This is a genomic window from Thermomonas sp. HDW16, from assembly GCF_011302915.1.
Taxonomy (GTDB): domain Bacteria; phylum Pseudomonadota; class Gammaproteobacteria; order Xanthomonadales; family Xanthomonadaceae; genus Thermomonas.
The window spans coordinates 1,937,675-1,954,237 of record NZ_CP049872.1; the positions used below are offsets into that span (position 1 = coordinate 1,937,675).

Consider the following 16,563-nt stretch of genomic DNA (forward strand, 5'->3'; position numbering starts at 1 on the left):
ATGACGAAGCCCCTCGACCGTCGAAGCTTCCTGCAGCGCACCTTGCTCAGCGCCGCCGCACTCGCATCCGGCGCAAGCGTGGCGGGTGTTGGCAAGAACACGCCGGTGGCAGCGGCAGTTGATGATTGGTACATGCCGGATGAAGGCGAAGCGCATGCCTGCACCTGGATGGCGTTCGGCCCCAGCGCCGCGATCTGGGGCGACGACCTGCTGCCGCTAGTACGGCAGAACCTGGCCACGCTGGCGCGCACCATCGGCCGCTACGAGCCCGTACGCATGCTGGTACGCCCGCGCGAGCGCGGCATCGCGAAGGGCTTGTTGGGCGATGCAAAGGGCGTCGAACTGATCGATTGCCCGATCGACGATCTGTGGATCCGCGACACCGGCCCGACCTTCGTGATCAACGATCGCGATGGCCTGGCTGCGGTGGACTTCAACTTCAACGGCTGGGGCCGCAAACAGAAGCATGCGCAGGACGCCAAGGTCGCCGCCTTCGTGGCGAAGCAGGCGAAAGCGCAGCACCTGCGCGCAAGGCTGGTGATGGAAGGCGGCTGCATCGAGGTGGATGGCGAAGGCACCGCGATCATCACCGAGAGTTGTACGCTCAACCGCAACCGCAATCCGGGCATGAGCAAGGCGCAGTTCGAAGACCGGCTGATGCCGTTGATGGGCCTGGACAAGATCCTCTGGCTGCCCGGCATCAAGGGCCGCGACATCACCGACGGCCATACCGATTTCTACGCACGCTTCGCCCGTCCCGGGGTGGTGGTCGCGGGCCTGGAGCAGGATCCCGACATCCACGATTACGACGTCACCCGCAGCCACCTCGAAATCCTGCGCAAGGCCACGGATGCCAAGGGCCGCAAGTTGGAAGTGCTTACGCTGGAAGCACCGAGCGAGGTGCGACCGCAGTGGCAGGACAACAACGAATTCGCAGCGGGCTATATCGGCTACTACGCCTGCAACAGCGCCATCATCATGCAGCAGTTCGGCGATGCCGACGCCGACGCGAAGGCACAAGCCACCCTGAAGCAGGCATTCCCGGGACGCAAGATCGAAGCGCTGAACATGGACGGCATCGCCGCCGGTGGCGGCAGCATTCATTGCGCGACCCAGCAACAACCGGCATGAACTCACAAGGATCGTCACCGATGACAGAGCCCGCCACCTTCGAACTCAAGGATTACCGCCAACCGCTGGTCACCTCGCTCGGCGTGATCCTCGGCTTCCTGGTCGGCTTCCTGGCGCAGTGGGTCTCGGACGAGAATTTCGCACTGGCCAATGCATCGGACTGGCTGGTGTTCGCCGGCTGCATCGGCGGCGCGGCGATCCTGCTGCGCGTCCTGTTCCGGATGCTTACGCCAGTGCGCGAGCTTGATCCGCTGGCGTTCTATCGGCGCACCCTGCGCTTGTACGTCAGCGGCATCGCAACCGCCTTCCTCAGCCTGATCGTCGCCGCCGCCTTCCTGTGAGTAGTCCCCGCATGTTCGACACCATCCTCATCGCCAACCGCGGCGAGATCGCCTGCCGGGTGATCCGCACCGCGCGCAAGCTGGGCATCCGCACCGTCGCGGTGTTTTCCGATGCCGATGCCGACGCGCAGCACGTGCGGCTGGCCGACGAGGCCCACCACATCGGCGGCGCGCGTCCGCAGGACAGCTACCTGCGTGGCGACGCGATCATCGACGTCGCGAAGAAGACCGGCGCGCAGGCGATCCATCCGGGTTACGGCTTCCTGTCCGAGAACGCGGATTTCGCCGATGCCGTGCAGGCCGCCGGCATCGCCTTCATCGGCCCGTCCGGCACATCGATGCGCAAGATGGGCAGCAAGGCCGGCGCCAAGGACCTCATGCATGCCGCCGGCGTGCCGGTGGTGCCGGGTTACACCGGCGAAGACCAATCGCCCGACCTGCTGCAACGCGAGGCCGACAAGATCGGTTATCCGCTGATGATCAAGGCCGCGCACGGCGGCGGCGGCAAGGGCATGCGCATCGTGCGCAGCGCGGCCGAATTCGCCGCGAACCTGCAGAGCTGCCAACGCGAAGCCGCCAACGCCTTTGGCCGCGATCGCGTGCTGCTGGAACGCTATATCGAGCATCCCCGCCATATCGAAATCCAGGTGTTCGGCGATACGCACGGCGGTGCGATCCACCTCAACGAACGCGAATGCTCGGCACAGCGTCGCTACCAGAAGGTGCTGGAAGAGTCGCCCTCGCCCTTCCTCACGCCGGAGCTGCGCGCCCAGATGGGTGCGGCGGCGGTGCAGGCCGCGCATGCGATCGATTACGCCAATGCCGGCACGGTGGAGTTCATAGTCGGCGCGGATGGCGGTTTCTATTTCATGGAGATCAACACCCGCCTGCAGGTGGAACATCCCGTCACCGAGGAAGTCACCGGACTCGACCTTGTCGAATGGCAGCTGCGCATCGCCGCCGGCGAGAAGCTGCCGTTGGCGCAGGAGCAGATCGCGCAGCGCGGCCACGCCATCGAAGTGCGGCTGTACGCGGAAGATCCGGATGCCGGCTTCCTGCCCGGTTCCGGTACGCTGCAGACGCTGCGCCTGCCGGCGTCATCGCGCAATGTGCGCATCGATTCCGGCGTGATCGAAGGCGACGCCGTCACCATCTTCTACGACCCGATGATCGCCAAGCTGATCGTCTGGGACGAGGATCGCCCGCGCGCCCTCGCCCGCCTGCGCGAGGCGCTGGCTGCCTGCGAGATCGTCGGCCCGAAGTCGAACATCGCCTTCCTGGAACGACTGGTGCGGCACCCGGCCATCGTCGATGGCAGCATCGATACCGGCTACCTGGATCGCCACCTGGACGAATTTCTGGCGCCCTCGCAGATCGACACTTCGCTGCTGCTGGCCGCCGCGACAGCGCGACTGCTCACGCAGGAAGCCAACGCACACCACGCCGCCGCAGGCAGCGGCGATCCCACCTCGCCCTGGGCCGGCGCCGACGGCTGGCGGCTTGGCCATGCCGGCGCACGCAAGCTGGCGTTCGCGCAGGGCGATCAACGCATCGAACTGGTCGCGCACGGGCACGCCGGTGATTACCGTATCGACCTCTCCACTGGTTCGCACGACGTGAGCGGTGCGCGGCTGGCCGATGAGGCGCTGAGCATGCGCATCGATGGCGCGATGCATCGCTTCCGCGCAGTCGTGGATGCAGACCGCGTGCTGGTGCACGATGGGCTGCAGCGGCTGCGCCTGGACGCGGTGGAGGTGTATCGTCGGCAAGGCGATACCGGCGCCGCAGCAGAGCACCGCATCCGTGCACCGATGCCGGGACGCGTGGTGGTGGTGGAAGCGGGACCGGGCGATGCCGTACACGCGGGGGACGTGGTGCTGGTGATCGAGGCGATGAAGATGGAGCTGGCCCTGAAGGCACCGCGCGACGGCGTGATCGCCGAGGTGCGCGCGCAGGCCGGCGAGTTCGTCGAAGCCGATGCCGTGCTGGCCACGCTGGAGCAATAGGCATGGCCTTCCCCGCCGAGGTACGCATCGTCGAAGTCGGGCCACGCGACGGCCTGCAGAACGAGAAGATCGATATCGGCACCGCCGCGAAGATCGAATTGATCGACCGGCTCTCGCAGACCGGGCTGCGCAGCATCGAGGCCACCGCCTTCGTCAGCCCCAAATGGGTGCCGCAGATGGCCGATGCCGCCGAAGTGCTGGCCGGTATCCATCGCATGCCCGGCGTTTCCTATCCGGTGCTGGTGCCGAACGAACAAGGCTACGAACGCGCACGCACCGCCGGTGCACAGGAAGTGGCGGTGTTCACCGCTGCATCCGAAGCCTTCAACCTGAAGAACACCAACGCCGGCATCGAACAATCGCTGGCGCGCTTCCGTCCCGTTCTGGAACGGGCGAAGGCCGACGGCGTGCGTGTACGTGGTTATGTCTCCACCGTGCTTGGCTGCCCCTACCAAGGTGAGGTTCCACTGGCCGATGTGGTGCGGGTTTCGCGTTCATTGCATGAGATGGGCTGCTACGAAATCTCGCTGGGCGACACCATAGGCATCGGCACGCCGGAAAAGGCGCGCGCGATGCTGAGGGCCGTGGCCGCCGAGGTGCCGATACCTGCCCTCGCGATCCATTTCCACGACACTTACGGGCAGGCGCTGGCCAATGTACTGGCCTGTCTGGAAGAAGGCGTGGCGGTCGTCGATAGCGCCGTGTCCGGTGCCGGTGGTTGCCCGTATGCGAAAGGCGCCAGCGGCAACGTGGCCAGCGAGGACGTGGTGTACATGTTGCACGGCCTGGGCATCCGCACCGGGATCGACATCGGCAAATTGGCCGAAACCGGCCGTTGGCTGGCGGGACTGCTGGGGCGGGAAACCGGCAGCAAGGCCGGCAAGGCGCTGGCAGCCGGATGAACGTACGGCCGCCGCCGGGAACGCTGGATCCCACGGCGCCGTCCGTAACCCTCGACGCGAACGCACTCGACCGCCAACTGGCGCAGGCCATGCGCGACGCGTCGCTCCCCGACGAAACGCGGGCGCTGCTGCGCAAGCTGGCCGACGAACTGGATGCCACCCGTGCCGCGGTCGGTGCGGAACGCATGCGCTATCGCGCCCTATTCGACGCGGTGCCGGATCCGGTCAGCGTGCTGGCCCGTGACGGCACCGTCCTCGACCTCAACAAGGCCGGCATGACCGCGTACAAACGACCGCGCGAGGAAGTGGTCGGCAAGAACATCGACGTGCTCAACCCGGACCTGCCGCGCGACCACATGGTGCCGGTGCTGGATGCACTGGATCGCGGCGATAGCTACGTCATCGAAGTCACCAACATGCGCGCCGACGGCACCCGCTTCCCGGTGGAAGTGCATTCGGCCAGCCTGCTGTTCGACGGCCGCGAAGCGCTGGTCGCCGTTGCGCGCGACCTCAGCCAGCGCCAGGAAGCGGAGATCCGCTACCGCGAGCTGATGGAGGTGATCGACAAGGGCATCGTCATCCAGGATCGCGATGGCAGGTTCGTCTACGGCAATTCGGCGGCGATGCGCATCCTCGGCATCGAGACCGGCGAGTCGCTGGTGGAAGCGATGCAGCCGAACCACTGGATCTACCGCCACGAAAACGGACGCGAACTGGCCGGCCACGAACTGCCCACCGCGCGCGCGCGCGACAGCGGCCGCATCGTCGAAAGCGCCGTGCTCGGCATGCACCATCGCAAGGACGGCAAGCTCACCTGGATCACGATCACCGTGGTGCCGCAATACGCGGCGGGCTCGGACACACCCACCCAGTTGCTGTCGCTGTTCAGCGACATCACCGAACTCAAGCAAGCGGAAGAGACCTTGCGCGTGCAGGCGCAGACCGATGCGCTGACCGGCCTGCTCAACCGCGACGCAATCCTGAAGCAGCTGGACACCCGACTCGCCGACCCGGTGAGCAATCGCGTCGCCCTGCTCTACGTCGACCTGGACCGCTTCAAGATCGTCAACGATATGCTTGGCCACAGCGCCGGCGACGACCTGCTGGTCGCAGCGGCCCGGCGCATGCGCGATGCGGTCGCCAGCGAGGGTCTGATCGCACGCTTCGGTGGCGATGAATTCGTGATCGTCTGCCCCTACGACGACGACCCGCACCGTCCGGAACGGCTCGCACGCCGCTTGCAATACGTGTTCGGCGAAGGCTTCCAACTGGACAACGACGAATTCAGCGTCACCACCAGCATCGGCATCGCCCGCGCGCCCACCGATGGCGACACCGCGCAACAGCTGATCCAGAATGCCGACGTGGCGATGTACGACAGCAAGCGCCGACGACGCAATGGCTGGCAGTCGTTTTCGCCGGAACTCGCGTCGCGTCAGCAGGAGCGCCTGCAGGCGGAAACACAGTTACGGCGCGCCCTCGACAACGGCGAATTCCACCTGGTCTACCAGCCGCAGGTGGACCTGCGCAGCGGCCGCATCCTGTATGCCGAGGCGCTGGTGCGCTGGCACAACCCGCAACTGGGCGAAATGCGCCCGGACCGCTTCATCGAACTGGCCGAAACCACCGGCGACATCATCCGCATCGGCAGTTGGGTACTGCAGGAAGCCTGCGCGCAGATGCGTCGTTGGCACGAGCAGGGGCTGCCCATCCATCGTGTCGCGGTGAACGTGTCGTACCGGCAGTTCAGCGGCGACAACCTGGGCGACAGCGTGCGCCGCGCGCTGGCCGATGCAAACCTGCCGGGCCATGCACTGGAACTGGAACTCACCGAACGCGTGCTGGTCGACGACACCACGGACACGCTGGAAGTATTCGACCAGTTGCGCCTGCTGGGCGTGCAACTGTCGATCGACGATTTCGGCGAAGGCTACAGCGCGCTCAACTACCTGCGCAGGCTGCCGATCCACGCGCTCAAGCTCAGCCATTCCTTCCTGAAAGGCGTACCGGGCAAACCATCGGACGTGGCGATCTGCCAGGCGGTGGCCGGCATCGCCCAGAGCCTGGGCCTGGATATGGTGGCCGAAGGCGTGGAAACCGAAGCCCAGCGCGATTTCCTGTTGCGGCTGGGCGTAACCGTCGGCCAGGGTTTCCTGTTCGCGCCCGGCTTGTTGCCCGGCGAGTTCGCCAAGCGCGTGGCAGCGCAACAGGACGGCGCATGAGCCTGCCTTCCGGCTACGCGGTTCGTCCGATCCGCGCCAGCGACGACGCCGTCATGGCCTCGATCATCCGCACGGTGATGCCCGCGTTCGGCGCAGTCGGCTCCGGCTTCGCGATCGGCGACCCCGAAGTGGACTGGATGTCGCAGGCCTATGCCGAACCACGCCACGCCTATTTCGTGGTCGAACGCGACAGGCGCGTGCTGGGCGGCGCGGGCATCGCGCCTTTGGCGGGCGGCGACCGCGACACCTGCGAACTGCGCAAGATGTATTTCCTGCCCGAAGCGCGCGGGATCGGCGCCGGCGCGGCGATGATGGCGCGCAGCCTGGATGCCGCGCGAAAGGCCGGCTTCCGCCAGTGCTACCTGGAGACCCTGACCGGCATGGACGCTGCGCAACGCCTGTACGAACGCAGCGGCTTCCGCAGCATCGACGGACCGATGGGCAGCACCGGGCATGGCGGCTGCAACACGTTCTACCTGCTGGATCTCTGACACCAGAAAGTGGGAGCGGGCCCGCCCTGCGCTAAAATCGCGGTTTTCCGCAGCAGGATTCCCGCATGCAGCTCTCCAACGCCCGCGCCGTGATCACCGGCGGCGTTTCCGGCCTGGGCCTGGCCGTCGCGCAGCATCTGGTCAAGCACGGCGGCAAAGTCGCCCTGTTCGACGTCAACGACGACAAGGGCGCGGCCGCCGTGGCCGAACTGGGCGATGCCAATGCCCGCTACTTCAAGACCGACGTCACCGACGAAGCCGGCGTGGTCGCCAACGTCGCTGCCGCGAAGGCGTTCCTTGGCGGGCTGAACGTCGCCGTGAACTGCGCCGGGATCCTCGGCGCCGGCCGCGTGCTGGGCCGCGATGGTGCGATGAAGCTCTCGCAGTTCCAGACCACGGTGATGGTCAATCTGGTCGGCAGCTTCAACGTGGCCAAGGCCTGCGCCGAGCAGATGCAGGGCAACGAGACCGGCACCGACGGCGAGCGTGGCGTGATCGTCAACACCGCATCGGTCGCCGCGTACGAAGGCCAGATCGGACAAGCCGCGTATTCCGCATCGAAGGGCGGCGTGGTCGGCATGACCCTGCCGATGGCGCGCGAACTGGCCCGTTTCGGCATCCGGGTGATGACCGTGGCACCGGGCGTGTTCTGGACGCCAATGGTCGATGGCATGCCGGACGATGTGCAGAAGTCGCTGGCGGCGTCGATCCCGTTCCCGTCGCGGCTGGGCCAGGCACCGGAATTCGCCGACCTGGTCGCCTACATCCTCACCAACACCTATCTCAACGGCGAAACCATCCGCCTGGACGGCGCCACCCGGCTGGCGCCGAAGTGACCGACTACGGTTCGCGCGCCGAACGCTGGGTCGCGACCAAATGGCCGGCGATCCGCGCGCGCGGCATGTGGCATTTCGTGTTGGTTAAAGGCGTGGCGTTCTGGGGCGGGCTGATGCTCGCCTTCATGACCGTGATGATGCTGATCCAACTTGGCCCCTCGCATCCACGCCTGCCACTGGTGCTGGCGGTCGCGGTGCCGTTGTGCGCCATCGGCGGCCTGGTCTGGGGCCTGCTCACCTGGATTTTCAACGAGCGCATCTACCGCGCGCTCCAACAACAACAGTGAAAGAGATCGCATGAAGGCTTACGACATCAAGAAAGGCAACGTCGTCGAACACAACGGCACCGTGTACCAGGTGCGCGACATCGAGCGCAGCTCGCCGCAAGGCCGCGGTGGCAACGTCAAGTTCCGTTTCACCATGTACAGCGTGCCCGGCGGCAGCAAGTTCGACCTCAGCGTCGGCGGCGACGACGAGCTGAAGGAAGTGGAATTCTCGCGCCGGCCTGTCACCTATTCCTACAAGGATGGCGACGCGTTCGTGTTCCTCGATGACGAGGACTACACGCCCTACACGCTGGACGCGGACGTGGTCGGCGAAGCCGCCGGCTATATCGTCGACGACCTCGCCGGCTGCCAGGTGCAGATCATCGACGACCTGCCGGTGGGCGTGCAGCTGCCCACCAGCGTGGTGATGGAAGTGATCGAGACCCCGCCGGAACTGAAGGGTGGCACCGCGACCAAGCGCCCGAAGCCGGCCAAGCTCAGCACCGGCATCGAGATCATGGTGCCGGAGTACATCGGCAACGGCGAGAAAGTGTGGGTGAACACCACGACCGGCGAGTTCGGCGGACGCGCGGACTGAGGCATTGGTCGATGCATAGCCCGGGTAGAGCGCGGCGAAACCCGGGAATGTATTGCAATTGGAAACGGATGGGGCCCGGGTTTCGCCTTCGACGCTACCCGGGCGACACCAACGGAATGACGAAGATGACGGAAGCTTTGCAACCCATCACGCTCTCCGGCCACGACATCCGCCTGGAACCGCTGTCGCACCACCACATCGCGCCCTTGCAGGACGCGGTGGACGATGGCGACATCGGCGCGCTGAACTATGTCGCGTCACCAAACCGCGACGGCATGCCTGCGTGGATCGAACATGCGCTGGCGATGCGCAACGCCGGCCGCGAACTGCCGTTCGCGATCGTCGCCGGCAACCGCGTGGTCGGCAGCACACGCTTCTACGACATCGACCTGTCGGTGCCGACGCTGGCCATCGGCTACACCTTCCACGCCGCCTCGGTGTGGCGTACCCACGTCAACACCGCCAACAAGCGCCTGATGCTGGGTCATGCCTTCGACACGCTGGGGGTGCAATCGGTGTTCTTCCACACCAGCCACCAGAACCTGCGCTCGCAGGCGGCCATCGAACGCCTCGGCGCTACCCGCGACGGCGTGCTGCGCAACCACAAGCGGCACAAGGACGGCAGCCTGCGCGACACCGTGACCTATTCGATCATCGCCAGCGAATGGCCGGCGATCCGGACACGATTGGACGCGCGCCTCGCCGACATCCCGGCGTAATCAGTCGAACAACTTGCCGGGATTCATGATTCCGTTCGGATCCAGCACCGCCTTGATGCCGCGCATCGCCGCGATCTCCGCATCGCTGCGCGTGCAGCCGAGATAAGGCTTCTTCACCAGGCCGATGCCGTGCTCGGCGGAGATGCTGCCGCCATGTGCCTGCAGCGTGCTTGCGAGCAGCTTGGTCACCCGCTCGCAATCGGCCACGAAGGCCTCCAGCGCCAAGCCGTCCGGTTTCAGGATATTGATGTGCAGGTTGCCGTCGCCGATATGGCCGAACCAGACCACCTCGAACTGCGGGTATTCCTTCGCCAGCAGTGACTGGGCTTCGGCGAGGAAGGCCGGCATCGCCGACAGCCGCACGGAAACATCGTTCTTGTACGGCACGTAGCGCGCCAGACTTTCGGTGATGCCTTCACGCAGTCGCCATAGCTGCGCGGCCTGCGCATCGCTGCCGCTGATCACGCCGTCGCTGACCAATCCCTGCTCCATGCACTGCTCGAATGCGGCCAAGGCTTCGGCTTCGCTGGCTTCATCGCTGGCGAATTCGGTGACCACGTAGAACGGATGCACCTCGGCGAACGGCGCCTGCGCGCCATGCGCCAGCACGTGCTTGAGCGCGAGATCGGTGAAGAATTCGAAGGCCTGCAATTGCAGCCGTGAGCGGAACGCCTCGAACACCTGCATCAGCGCCTCGAACGAAGGCAGCGCCAGCAACATCACATTGGTCGGCGGCGGCGGATCGGTGAGTTTCAGCGAGGCTTCGACGACGATGCCGAGCGTGCCTTCCGAGGCAATCGCCAGATGCCGCAGGTCGTAGCCGCTGGAGTTCTTGACCAGGCTGCGGCCCAGTTCCAGCAACTCGCCACTGCCGGTCACCAGCGTCAATCCGGCGATCCACTCGCGGGTGTTGCCGTAACGCAGCACGCGAATGCCGCCGGCATTGGTGGCGATATTGCCGCCGATGCTGCAGGAGCCGCGCGCCGCGAAATCCACCGGGTACTGCAAGCCGTGTTCGCGCGCCGCGTCCTGCGCGGCCTGCAGCGGGATGCCGGCCTGCACGGTCAACGTGCGATCCACGGCATCGAAGCCGATCACCTTGCTCATCCGCTCAAGGCTCAGCACCAGCTCGCCGCTCGCCGCCACCGCGCCACCAGACAAACCGGTGCGGCCGCCAGACGGGACAATCGCCACGCCTTCGGCATTGGCCCAGCGCACGATGGCCTGAACCTCGTCCACGCTGGTCGGCAGCGCGATCGCCAGCGGCGCGGGAACCCAGCGTCGGGTCCAGTCGCGGCCGTAATGCTCCAGCTCGGCCGGATCGGTGGTCAGGCGCAGGCCAGGCAGCTGCCGGCGCAGGGTGTCGAGGCGGGGATCTGGGGCGGAATCGGACATGTCGCGAGCCTGACATCGGCGGCCGGCGGCGTCCAGTGCGGCACTGCAGCAAAACTCGAACGAAAACTGGCACACTCGACCAACCCCACCCCTCTACCCGGCGACATGAAGAAGACCTCCTACCCCAAGCAGGACATCAAGATCCTGCTGCTTGAAGGCTTGAGTCCCAACGCGGTGGAGACGTTTCGCGCGGCCGGCTACAGCAATATCGTCACCCACGCCAAATCGCTGCCGGAAGATGAACTACACAAGGCGATCGCCGATGCGCATTTCATCGGCATCCGTTCGCGCACCCAGCTGACCGCCGAGGTGCTGGCCGATGCCAAGCGCCTGCTCGCGATCGGCTGTTTCTGCATCGGCACCAACCAGGTGGATCTGGAAGCAGCAGAACTGGCCGGCATCCCGGTGTTCAATGCGCCCTATTCCAATACCCGCAGCGTGGCCGAGCTGGTGCTGGCCGAGGCGATCATGCTGTTGCGCGGCATCCCGCAGAAATCTGCGCAGTGCCATCGCGGCGGCTGGAGCAAATCCGCCGCCGGCAGCCACGAGGCGCGTGGCAAGACGCTGGGCATCGTGGGTTACGGGCATATCGGCACCCAGGTCGGGGTGCTGGCCGAGTCGCTGGGCATGCAGGTGCTGTTCCACGACATCGAGACCAAGCTCTCGCTGGGCAACGCCCGCGCCGCGCGCGAGCTGGACGAACTGCTGGCCGCATCCGACGTGGTGACCCTGCATGTGCCGGACACCGCGGCGACGCGCTGGATGATCGGCGCCGCGCAGTTCGAGAAGATGAAGCCCGGCGCGCATTTCATCAATGCCGCGCGCGGTACGGTGGTCGATATCGATGCGCTGGCGGCAGCGCTGAAGTCCGGGCACATCGGCGGCGCGGCGGTGGACGTATTCCCCGAAGAACCCAAGGGCAATGACGATCCGCTGGTCTCGCCCCTGCTCGGCATCGACAACGTGATCCTGACCCCGCATGTCGGCGGCAGCACGCTGGAGGCGCAGGACAATATCGGCGTGGAAGTTGCTGCGAAACTGGTGCGCTACAGCGACAACGGCAGCACGCTGTCTGCGGTGAACTTCCCCGAAGTCACCCTGCCCGAGCATGCCGGCAGCCATCGGCTGCTGCATATCCATCGCAACGTGCCGGGCGTGCTGTCAAAGATCAACGAAATCTTCGGCGAACGCGGCATCAACATCGACGGCCAGTTCCTGCGCACCGACCCGAACGTGGGCTACGTGGTGATCGATGTCAGCGCGGACGACGCCCAAGCAACCGAGCTGCGCACGGCACTGGCGGCGATCCCGGGCACGTTGCGGACGCGCGTGTTGTATTGATCAGACGGTGACGCGTGCGAGCCATTTGCGCGCCATCCGCTGCACCGATGCATCCGCGGCATCGTCGGCAGCAAGTTCGACGATTTCGCGCCAGGCCAGGTCGTGCGATTCGTCGCTGACGACGTAGGCCTCGTTGTCCCCCGCACGCACCACGTAGCGCACGTCGTAATGCCAGTGTTCCGGCACACCCTTGTGTTCGGGAATGCGATGGCGGTCGAGGTCGAAGATGCCCGGCTCGATGCGCAGGCCGCTCAAGCCGGATTCCTCTTCCGCTTCCTTCAAGGCGGCGATGCGCAGGTCGCGCTCGCCATCGGCATGACCACCCAACTGCAGCCACAGACCCAGTTTCTTGTGGTGGGTCAGCAAGGCGCGCCCGCCGCCGGCATCGACCAGCCAGCACGATGCGGTGAAGTGGCCGGCCAGGCGTTCGCGCAGGAACGGGTTTTCGGCATCGCCCAGCAGTTCGCCGAACAGCATCACGGTAGCTGCCTCGTCCGGCCAGCGCGTTGCGTATTCAGCCAATGCGGCTTGGAAATCGGTGTCGTGGGTGGTCGCGCTCATGCTGCATTGCGTCATTGCGGAAACCGCGATTATCGCTGCTTCCGTGACCCGCGCCGCTTGTGTCTACACGGCGTGAACGTATATGGTCGCTGACTTGCGGATCGCCCGGTGGGCACCGCCCACACAGCATAGATAGGGGAGAACAGAATGCTGTTCCAGCGCGTCAAGCCGCTCGACAAGATCCTTGAAACCGCCGAAAAGAAATCCCTCAAGCGCCAGCTTGGCGCCTTCCAGCTGACCATGCTCGGCATCGGCGCCATCATCGGCACCGGCATCTTCGTGCTCACCGCCGAAGCCGGCCAGAAGGCCGGCCCGGCGATGATGCTGGCCTTCGTGATCGCTGCGGTGGTCTGTGCGCTGGCGGCATTGGCGTACTCCGAACTCGCTTCGATGATCCCCGTGTCGGGCTCCGCCTACACCTACACCTACGGCGTGATGGGCGAAGCCCTGGCCTGGACGGTGGGTTGGGCGCTGGTGCTGGAATACGCGGTGGCCGCTGGTGCGGTCTCGGTGGGCTGGTCCGGTTACATGAACGGACTACTCGCCAGTGCGGGCATGGAACTACCCATGCATCTCAAGACCGGCCCGATGGATGGCGGCGCGTTCAACCTGCTCGCGTTCTGCATCGCGCTGGTGGTCACCGGCCTGCTGGTGATCGGCACCTCCAAATCGGCCAAGGTCAATGCGATCCTGGTGCTGATCAAGGTCGCCGCATTGACTGCCTTCATCTTCGTGGCAGTGCCTGCAGCAAAGGATGTCAACTTCGAACCCTTCTTCCCGACCGGCTGGGGCAGCCCGCTGGGCGGCGTTGGCGTGTTGGGTGCGGCAGCCTCGATCTTCTTCGCCTACGTCGGCTTCGATGCCGTCTCTACTGCGGCCGAAGAAACCAAGAACCCGAACCGCAACATCCCGATCGGCCTGATCGGTTCGCTGCTGGTCTGCACCGTGTTCTACATGCTGGTGGGCTACGGCGCGGTGGGCGCGATCGGTTCGCAGCCGATGCTCGATGCCAACGGCCTGGCCATCCATCCGGGCACCCCGGAAATGGCCGCAGCCTGCCTGGGGTCCGATGCGCTGGTCTGCAGCAAGGAGCCGCTGGCTCACGTGCTGAAGGTGATGGGCTTTGCCGGCATGGGCAACATGATCGGCCTGGCCGCTGCGCTGGCCCTGCCCTCGGTCATCCTGATGATGATCTACGGCCAGACCCGCATCTTCTTCACCATGTCGCGCGACGGCCTGCTGCCGGAGTTCCTGTCCAAGGTGCATCCGAAGTTCCACACCCCGCACGTGGTCACCATGATCACCGGCGTGTTCGTGGCGCTGTTCGCCGCGATGTTCCCGGTGGGCATCCTGGCCGACATCTCCAACTCGGGCACCCTGTTCGCGTTCATGGCGGTGGCCGCCGGCGTGCTGATCCTGCGCAAGCGCGAGCCGAACCGCCCGCGTCCGTTCCGCACCCCGATGGCCTGGGTGGTCTGCCCGCTCGCCATCGCCGGCTGCCTGTTGCTGTTCCTGAACCTGTCGGTCTACACCATCGCGATGTTCTTCGGCTGGGCGATCATCGGCCTGATCGTGTACGCGCTGTACGGCTACCGCAACAGCGACTTGGCCCGCGGCATCACCGGCCCGGAAGGCGGCCCGAAGATCGATCCGGAACCGCCGTTCCACGAAGGCCCGCAAGCCTGATCGGAACCACAGGCTTCGACGAGAAACCCGGCTTCGGCCGGGTTTTTTCGTGATGGCGTGTGCCCTTGCGTTATCCTCGCCGCCTTTCCGGCAATGCCCGCAGGCACTCCCATGCACGACCACGAGCGCGCCGCGCGGCAATCGCTGATCGACCACTGCCGGGCGATGAACGCCAGCGGCCTGTCCCTCAACAAATCGGGCAATGCCAGCCTGCGCTGGGGCGATGGCCTGCTGATCACGCCGACCGGGCGCGCCTACGACCGCCTGCAGCCGGAAGACATCGTCTATCTCGGACTGGATGGCAGCTGCCCGCCCGGACAGCTGATCCCGTCCAGCGAGTGGCGCTTCCACGTCGACATCCTGCAGGCCTTCCCGGCGACCAGTGCGGTGGTGCACGTGCATTCCACCTACGCCACTGCGCTGGCCTGTCTGGGCGAAGGCATCCCGGCCTTCCATTACATGGTCGCGGTGGCCGGCGGCGACCATATCCCGTGCGCGGCCTATGCCACCTTCGGCACGCCGGAACTGTCGACGAACGTGCTGGACGCGCTGGACGGCGGCCTGCGCGCCTGCCTGATGGCGAACCACGGTCAGGTCACGACCGGCAAGACCCTGTCCGAAGCCTACGCACTGGCCGAAGAAGTGGAGAACCTGGCCCATCAGTACATGCTGGCGCGCACCCTGGGCCCCACCCGCAACTTGCCGCACGAGGAAATGGCCCGCGTGGCCGAGAAGTTCAAGCACTACGGCCAGCAGCGCGCGGACGATTGAAACCTCGGCAACAAGGCATGAATCCGGTCGGGATCGTCATGTGGCGCACGTGCGCCAGCCGCTAAACTGCGCAGATGACGACTCCCGCCTTCGACCATAACCTGTATGCCGGCTGCGCCGCGCAGATCGTTTCCCACACCCGCGAACTGGCCGCCAAGGGCTGGACGCCCGCCACCGCCGGCAATTTCTCGATCCGGATGGATGCCAACCTGGCCGCGATCACCATTTCCGGCAAGGACAAGGGCCGCCTGAGCGAGGCCGACATCATGGTGGTCGACATGGACAACCGTCCGGTCGCCACCCACCATCGGCCATCGGCGGAAACCGCGCTGCACACCCATCTGTATCGCCGCTACCCGGATGTCGGCGCGGTGCTGCACACGCATTCGCCCACCCAGACCGTCGCCGGCCTGCTGTATGCCGATGAAGGCCGCGTGCGCCTGCGCGGCTACGAACTGTTCAAGGCCCTGCGCGGCCACACCACCCACGAGGCCGTGCTCGACCTGCCGGTAGTGCCGAACTCGCAGGACATGGACGAACTCACCGCCAGCGTGGACGAAGTGCTCACCGTGCCGAACACCTGGGGCTACCTGATTGCCGGCCACGGCCTGTACGCCTGGGGCCGCGACATCGCCGAGGCACGCCGCCACCTGGACGCGTTCGAGTTCATGCTGGGCTGCGAACTGGAAATGCGCCGGCTGCAAGCCTGAGCGACGGAACAAGGAACCACACGATGAGCCGCTTGCGCATCTTCAACGACGACGTTCCCACCGCACCGCTGCTGACCACCGACAACCCCGCCGAGATCGCCACCGAACTGGCGAAGATCGGCGTGGGCCTGGAACAGTGGCAGCCGGCACATGCCGTGCAACCCGGCGACGCGGCGGAGACCATCATGGCCGCCTACCAGGCCGACATCGACCGCCTGGTCGATGCCAACGGCTTCCGCAGCGTGGACGTGGTCAGCATCGCCCCGGACAACCCGCAACGCGAAGCGATGCGCGCCAAGTTCCTCGACGAGCATTTCCACCAGGAAGACGAAGTGCGCTTCTTCGTCGCCGGCTCCGGCCTGTTCACCTTGCACGTGGATGGCAAGGTCTACGAAATCCTGTGCGAAGCCGGCGACCTGATCTCGGTGCCGGACCGCATGACCCACTGGTTCGACATGGGCCCGGAACCGAGCTTCGTCGCCATCCGCTTCTTCACCGAACCGGACGGCTGGGTGGGCCATTTCACCGGCACCGACATCGCACGGCAATTCCCGCGTTACGAGGTCGGCCAGGCGCGTCCGGCGTGA

17 protein-coding genes are annotated in these 16,563 nt (G+C 65.9%); 15 read left to right on the plus strand and 2 right to left on the minus strand.

Features of this window, described 5'->3' with window-relative positions; translation table 11 throughout:
- From G7079_RS09020 to G7079_RS09065, 10 genes are all read left to right on the plus strand, one after another.
- Entirely contained in the window at positions 1–1,131 is a 1,131-nt protein-coding gene (locus tag G7079_RS09020) for an agmatine deiminase family protein (protein WP_166056992.1), read from the plus strand.
- A 20-nt stretch (positions 1,132–1,151) separates the two neighbouring features.
- The gene (locus tag G7079_RS09025; protein WP_166056993.1) at positions 1,152–1,472 is read left to right on the plus strand and encodes a hypothetical protein; all 321 of its coding nucleotides are present in this window, start codon (positions 1,152–1,154) and stop codon (positions 1,470–1,472) included.
- Between the two features lie 11 nt (positions 1,473–1,483).
- On the plus strand, positions 1,484–3,478 hold the full coding sequence (locus G7079_RS09030; RefSeq protein WP_166056994.1) for an acetyl/propionyl/methylcrotonyl-CoA carboxylase subunit alpha: 1,995 nt from the start codon (positions 1,484–1,486) through the stop codon (positions 3,476–3,478).
- A gap of 2 nt (positions 3,479–3,480) precedes the next feature.
- The gene (locus G7079_RS09035) at positions 3,481–4,380 is read left to right on the plus strand and encodes a hydroxymethylglutaryl-CoA lyase (protein WP_166056995.1); all 900 of its coding nucleotides are present in this window, start codon (positions 3,481–3,483) and stop codon (positions 4,378–4,380) included.
- Complete coding sequence (locus G7079_RS09040; RefSeq protein WP_166056996.1) at positions 4,377–6,602, plus strand: EAL domain-containing protein; 2,226 nt, start codon at positions 4,377–4,379, stop codon at positions 6,600–6,602. The genes G7079_RS09035 and G7079_RS09040 overlap by 4 nt, the downstream gene beginning before the upstream one ends.
- Positions 6,603–6,604: 2 nt before the next feature.
- The gene (locus G7079_RS09045) at positions 6,605–7,093 is read left to right on the plus strand and encodes a GNAT family N-acetyltransferase (protein WP_166057898.1); all 489 of its coding nucleotides are present in this window, start codon (positions 6,605–6,607) and stop codon (positions 7,091–7,093) included.
- A 65-nt stretch (positions 7,094–7,158) separates the two neighbouring features.
- Positions 7,159–7,929 (plus strand): SDR family NAD(P)-dependent oxidoreductase, encoded by a 771-nt coding sequence (locus G7079_RS09050; RefSeq protein ID WP_166056997.1) that lies wholly within the window; start codon positions 7,159–7,161, stop codon positions 7,927–7,929.
- Positions 7,926–8,216 carry a hypothetical protein gene (locus G7079_RS09055; protein WP_166056998.1) on the plus strand — a complete coding sequence of 97 codons (291 nt, stop codon included), beginning with the start codon at positions 7,926–7,928 and terminating at the stop codon, positions 8,214–8,216. Before G7079_RS09050 ends, G7079_RS09055 begins: the two co-directional genes overlap by 4 nt.
- 10 nt (positions 8,217–8,226) lie before the next feature.
- Entirely contained in the window at positions 8,227–8,793 is a 567-nt protein-coding gene (yeiP, locus tag G7079_RS09060) for an elongation factor P-like protein YeiP (RefSeq protein WP_166056999.1), read from the plus strand.
- Positions 8,794–8,918: 125 nt separating this feature from the next.
- Entirely contained in the window at positions 8,919–9,512 is a 594-nt protein-coding gene (locus tag G7079_RS09065; protein WP_166057000.1) for a GNAT family protein, read from the plus strand.
- Here the strand turns inward: G7079_RS09065 and G7079_RS09070 are convergent, their stop codons facing one another.
- A complete protein-coding gene (locus tag G7079_RS09070) occupies positions 9,513–10,907 on the minus strand; it encodes an FAD-binding oxidoreductase (RefSeq protein ID WP_166057001.1) in 1,395 nt (464 codons plus the stop codon).
- A 105-nt stretch (positions 10,908–11,012) separates the two neighbouring features.
- On the opposite strand from G7079_RS09070, the gene serA reads away from it, so the two are divergent.
- On the plus strand, positions 11,013–12,248 hold the full coding sequence (serA, locus tag G7079_RS09075; protein WP_166057002.1) for a phosphoglycerate dehydrogenase: 1,236 nt from the start codon (positions 11,013–11,015) through the stop codon (positions 12,246–12,248).
- On the opposite strand, the gene G7079_RS09080 is transcribed toward serA, so the two are convergent.
- Positions 12,249–12,809, minus strand: a complete 561-nt coding sequence (locus G7079_RS09080) for an NUDIX hydrolase (RefSeq protein ID WP_240906153.1) — start codon at positions 12,807–12,809, stop codon at positions 12,249–12,251.
- A gap of 147 nt (positions 12,810–12,956) precedes the next feature.
- Between G7079_RS09080 and G7079_RS09085 the strand changes: the two genes are divergently transcribed.
- The 4 genes from G7079_RS09085 to G7079_RS09100 all read left to right on the plus strand — a co-directional run bounded on the left by G7079_RS09085 (position 12,957) and on the right by G7079_RS09100 (position 16,563).
- Entirely contained in the window at positions 12,957–14,495 is a 1,539-nt protein-coding gene (locus G7079_RS09085; RefSeq protein ID WP_166057004.1) for an amino acid permease, read from the plus strand.
- A gap of 111 nt (positions 14,496–14,606) precedes the next feature.
- On the plus strand, positions 14,607–15,266 hold the full coding sequence (locus tag G7079_RS09090; RefSeq protein ID WP_166057005.1) for a class II aldolase/adducin family protein: 660 nt from the start codon (positions 14,607–14,609) through the stop codon (positions 15,264–15,266).
- Between the two features lie 74 nt (positions 15,267–15,340).
- Complete coding sequence (locus G7079_RS09095) at positions 15,341–15,976, plus strand: methylthioribulose 1-phosphate dehydratase (protein ID WP_166057006.1); 636 nt, start codon at positions 15,341–15,343, stop codon at positions 15,974–15,976.
- Positions 15,977–15,999: 23 nt separating this feature from the next.
- Positions 16,000–16,563 carry an acireductone dioxygenase gene (locus G7079_RS09100; RefSeq protein WP_166057007.1) on the plus strand — a complete coding sequence of 188 codons (564 nt, stop codon included), beginning with the start codon at positions 16,000–16,002 and terminating at the stop codon, positions 16,561–16,563.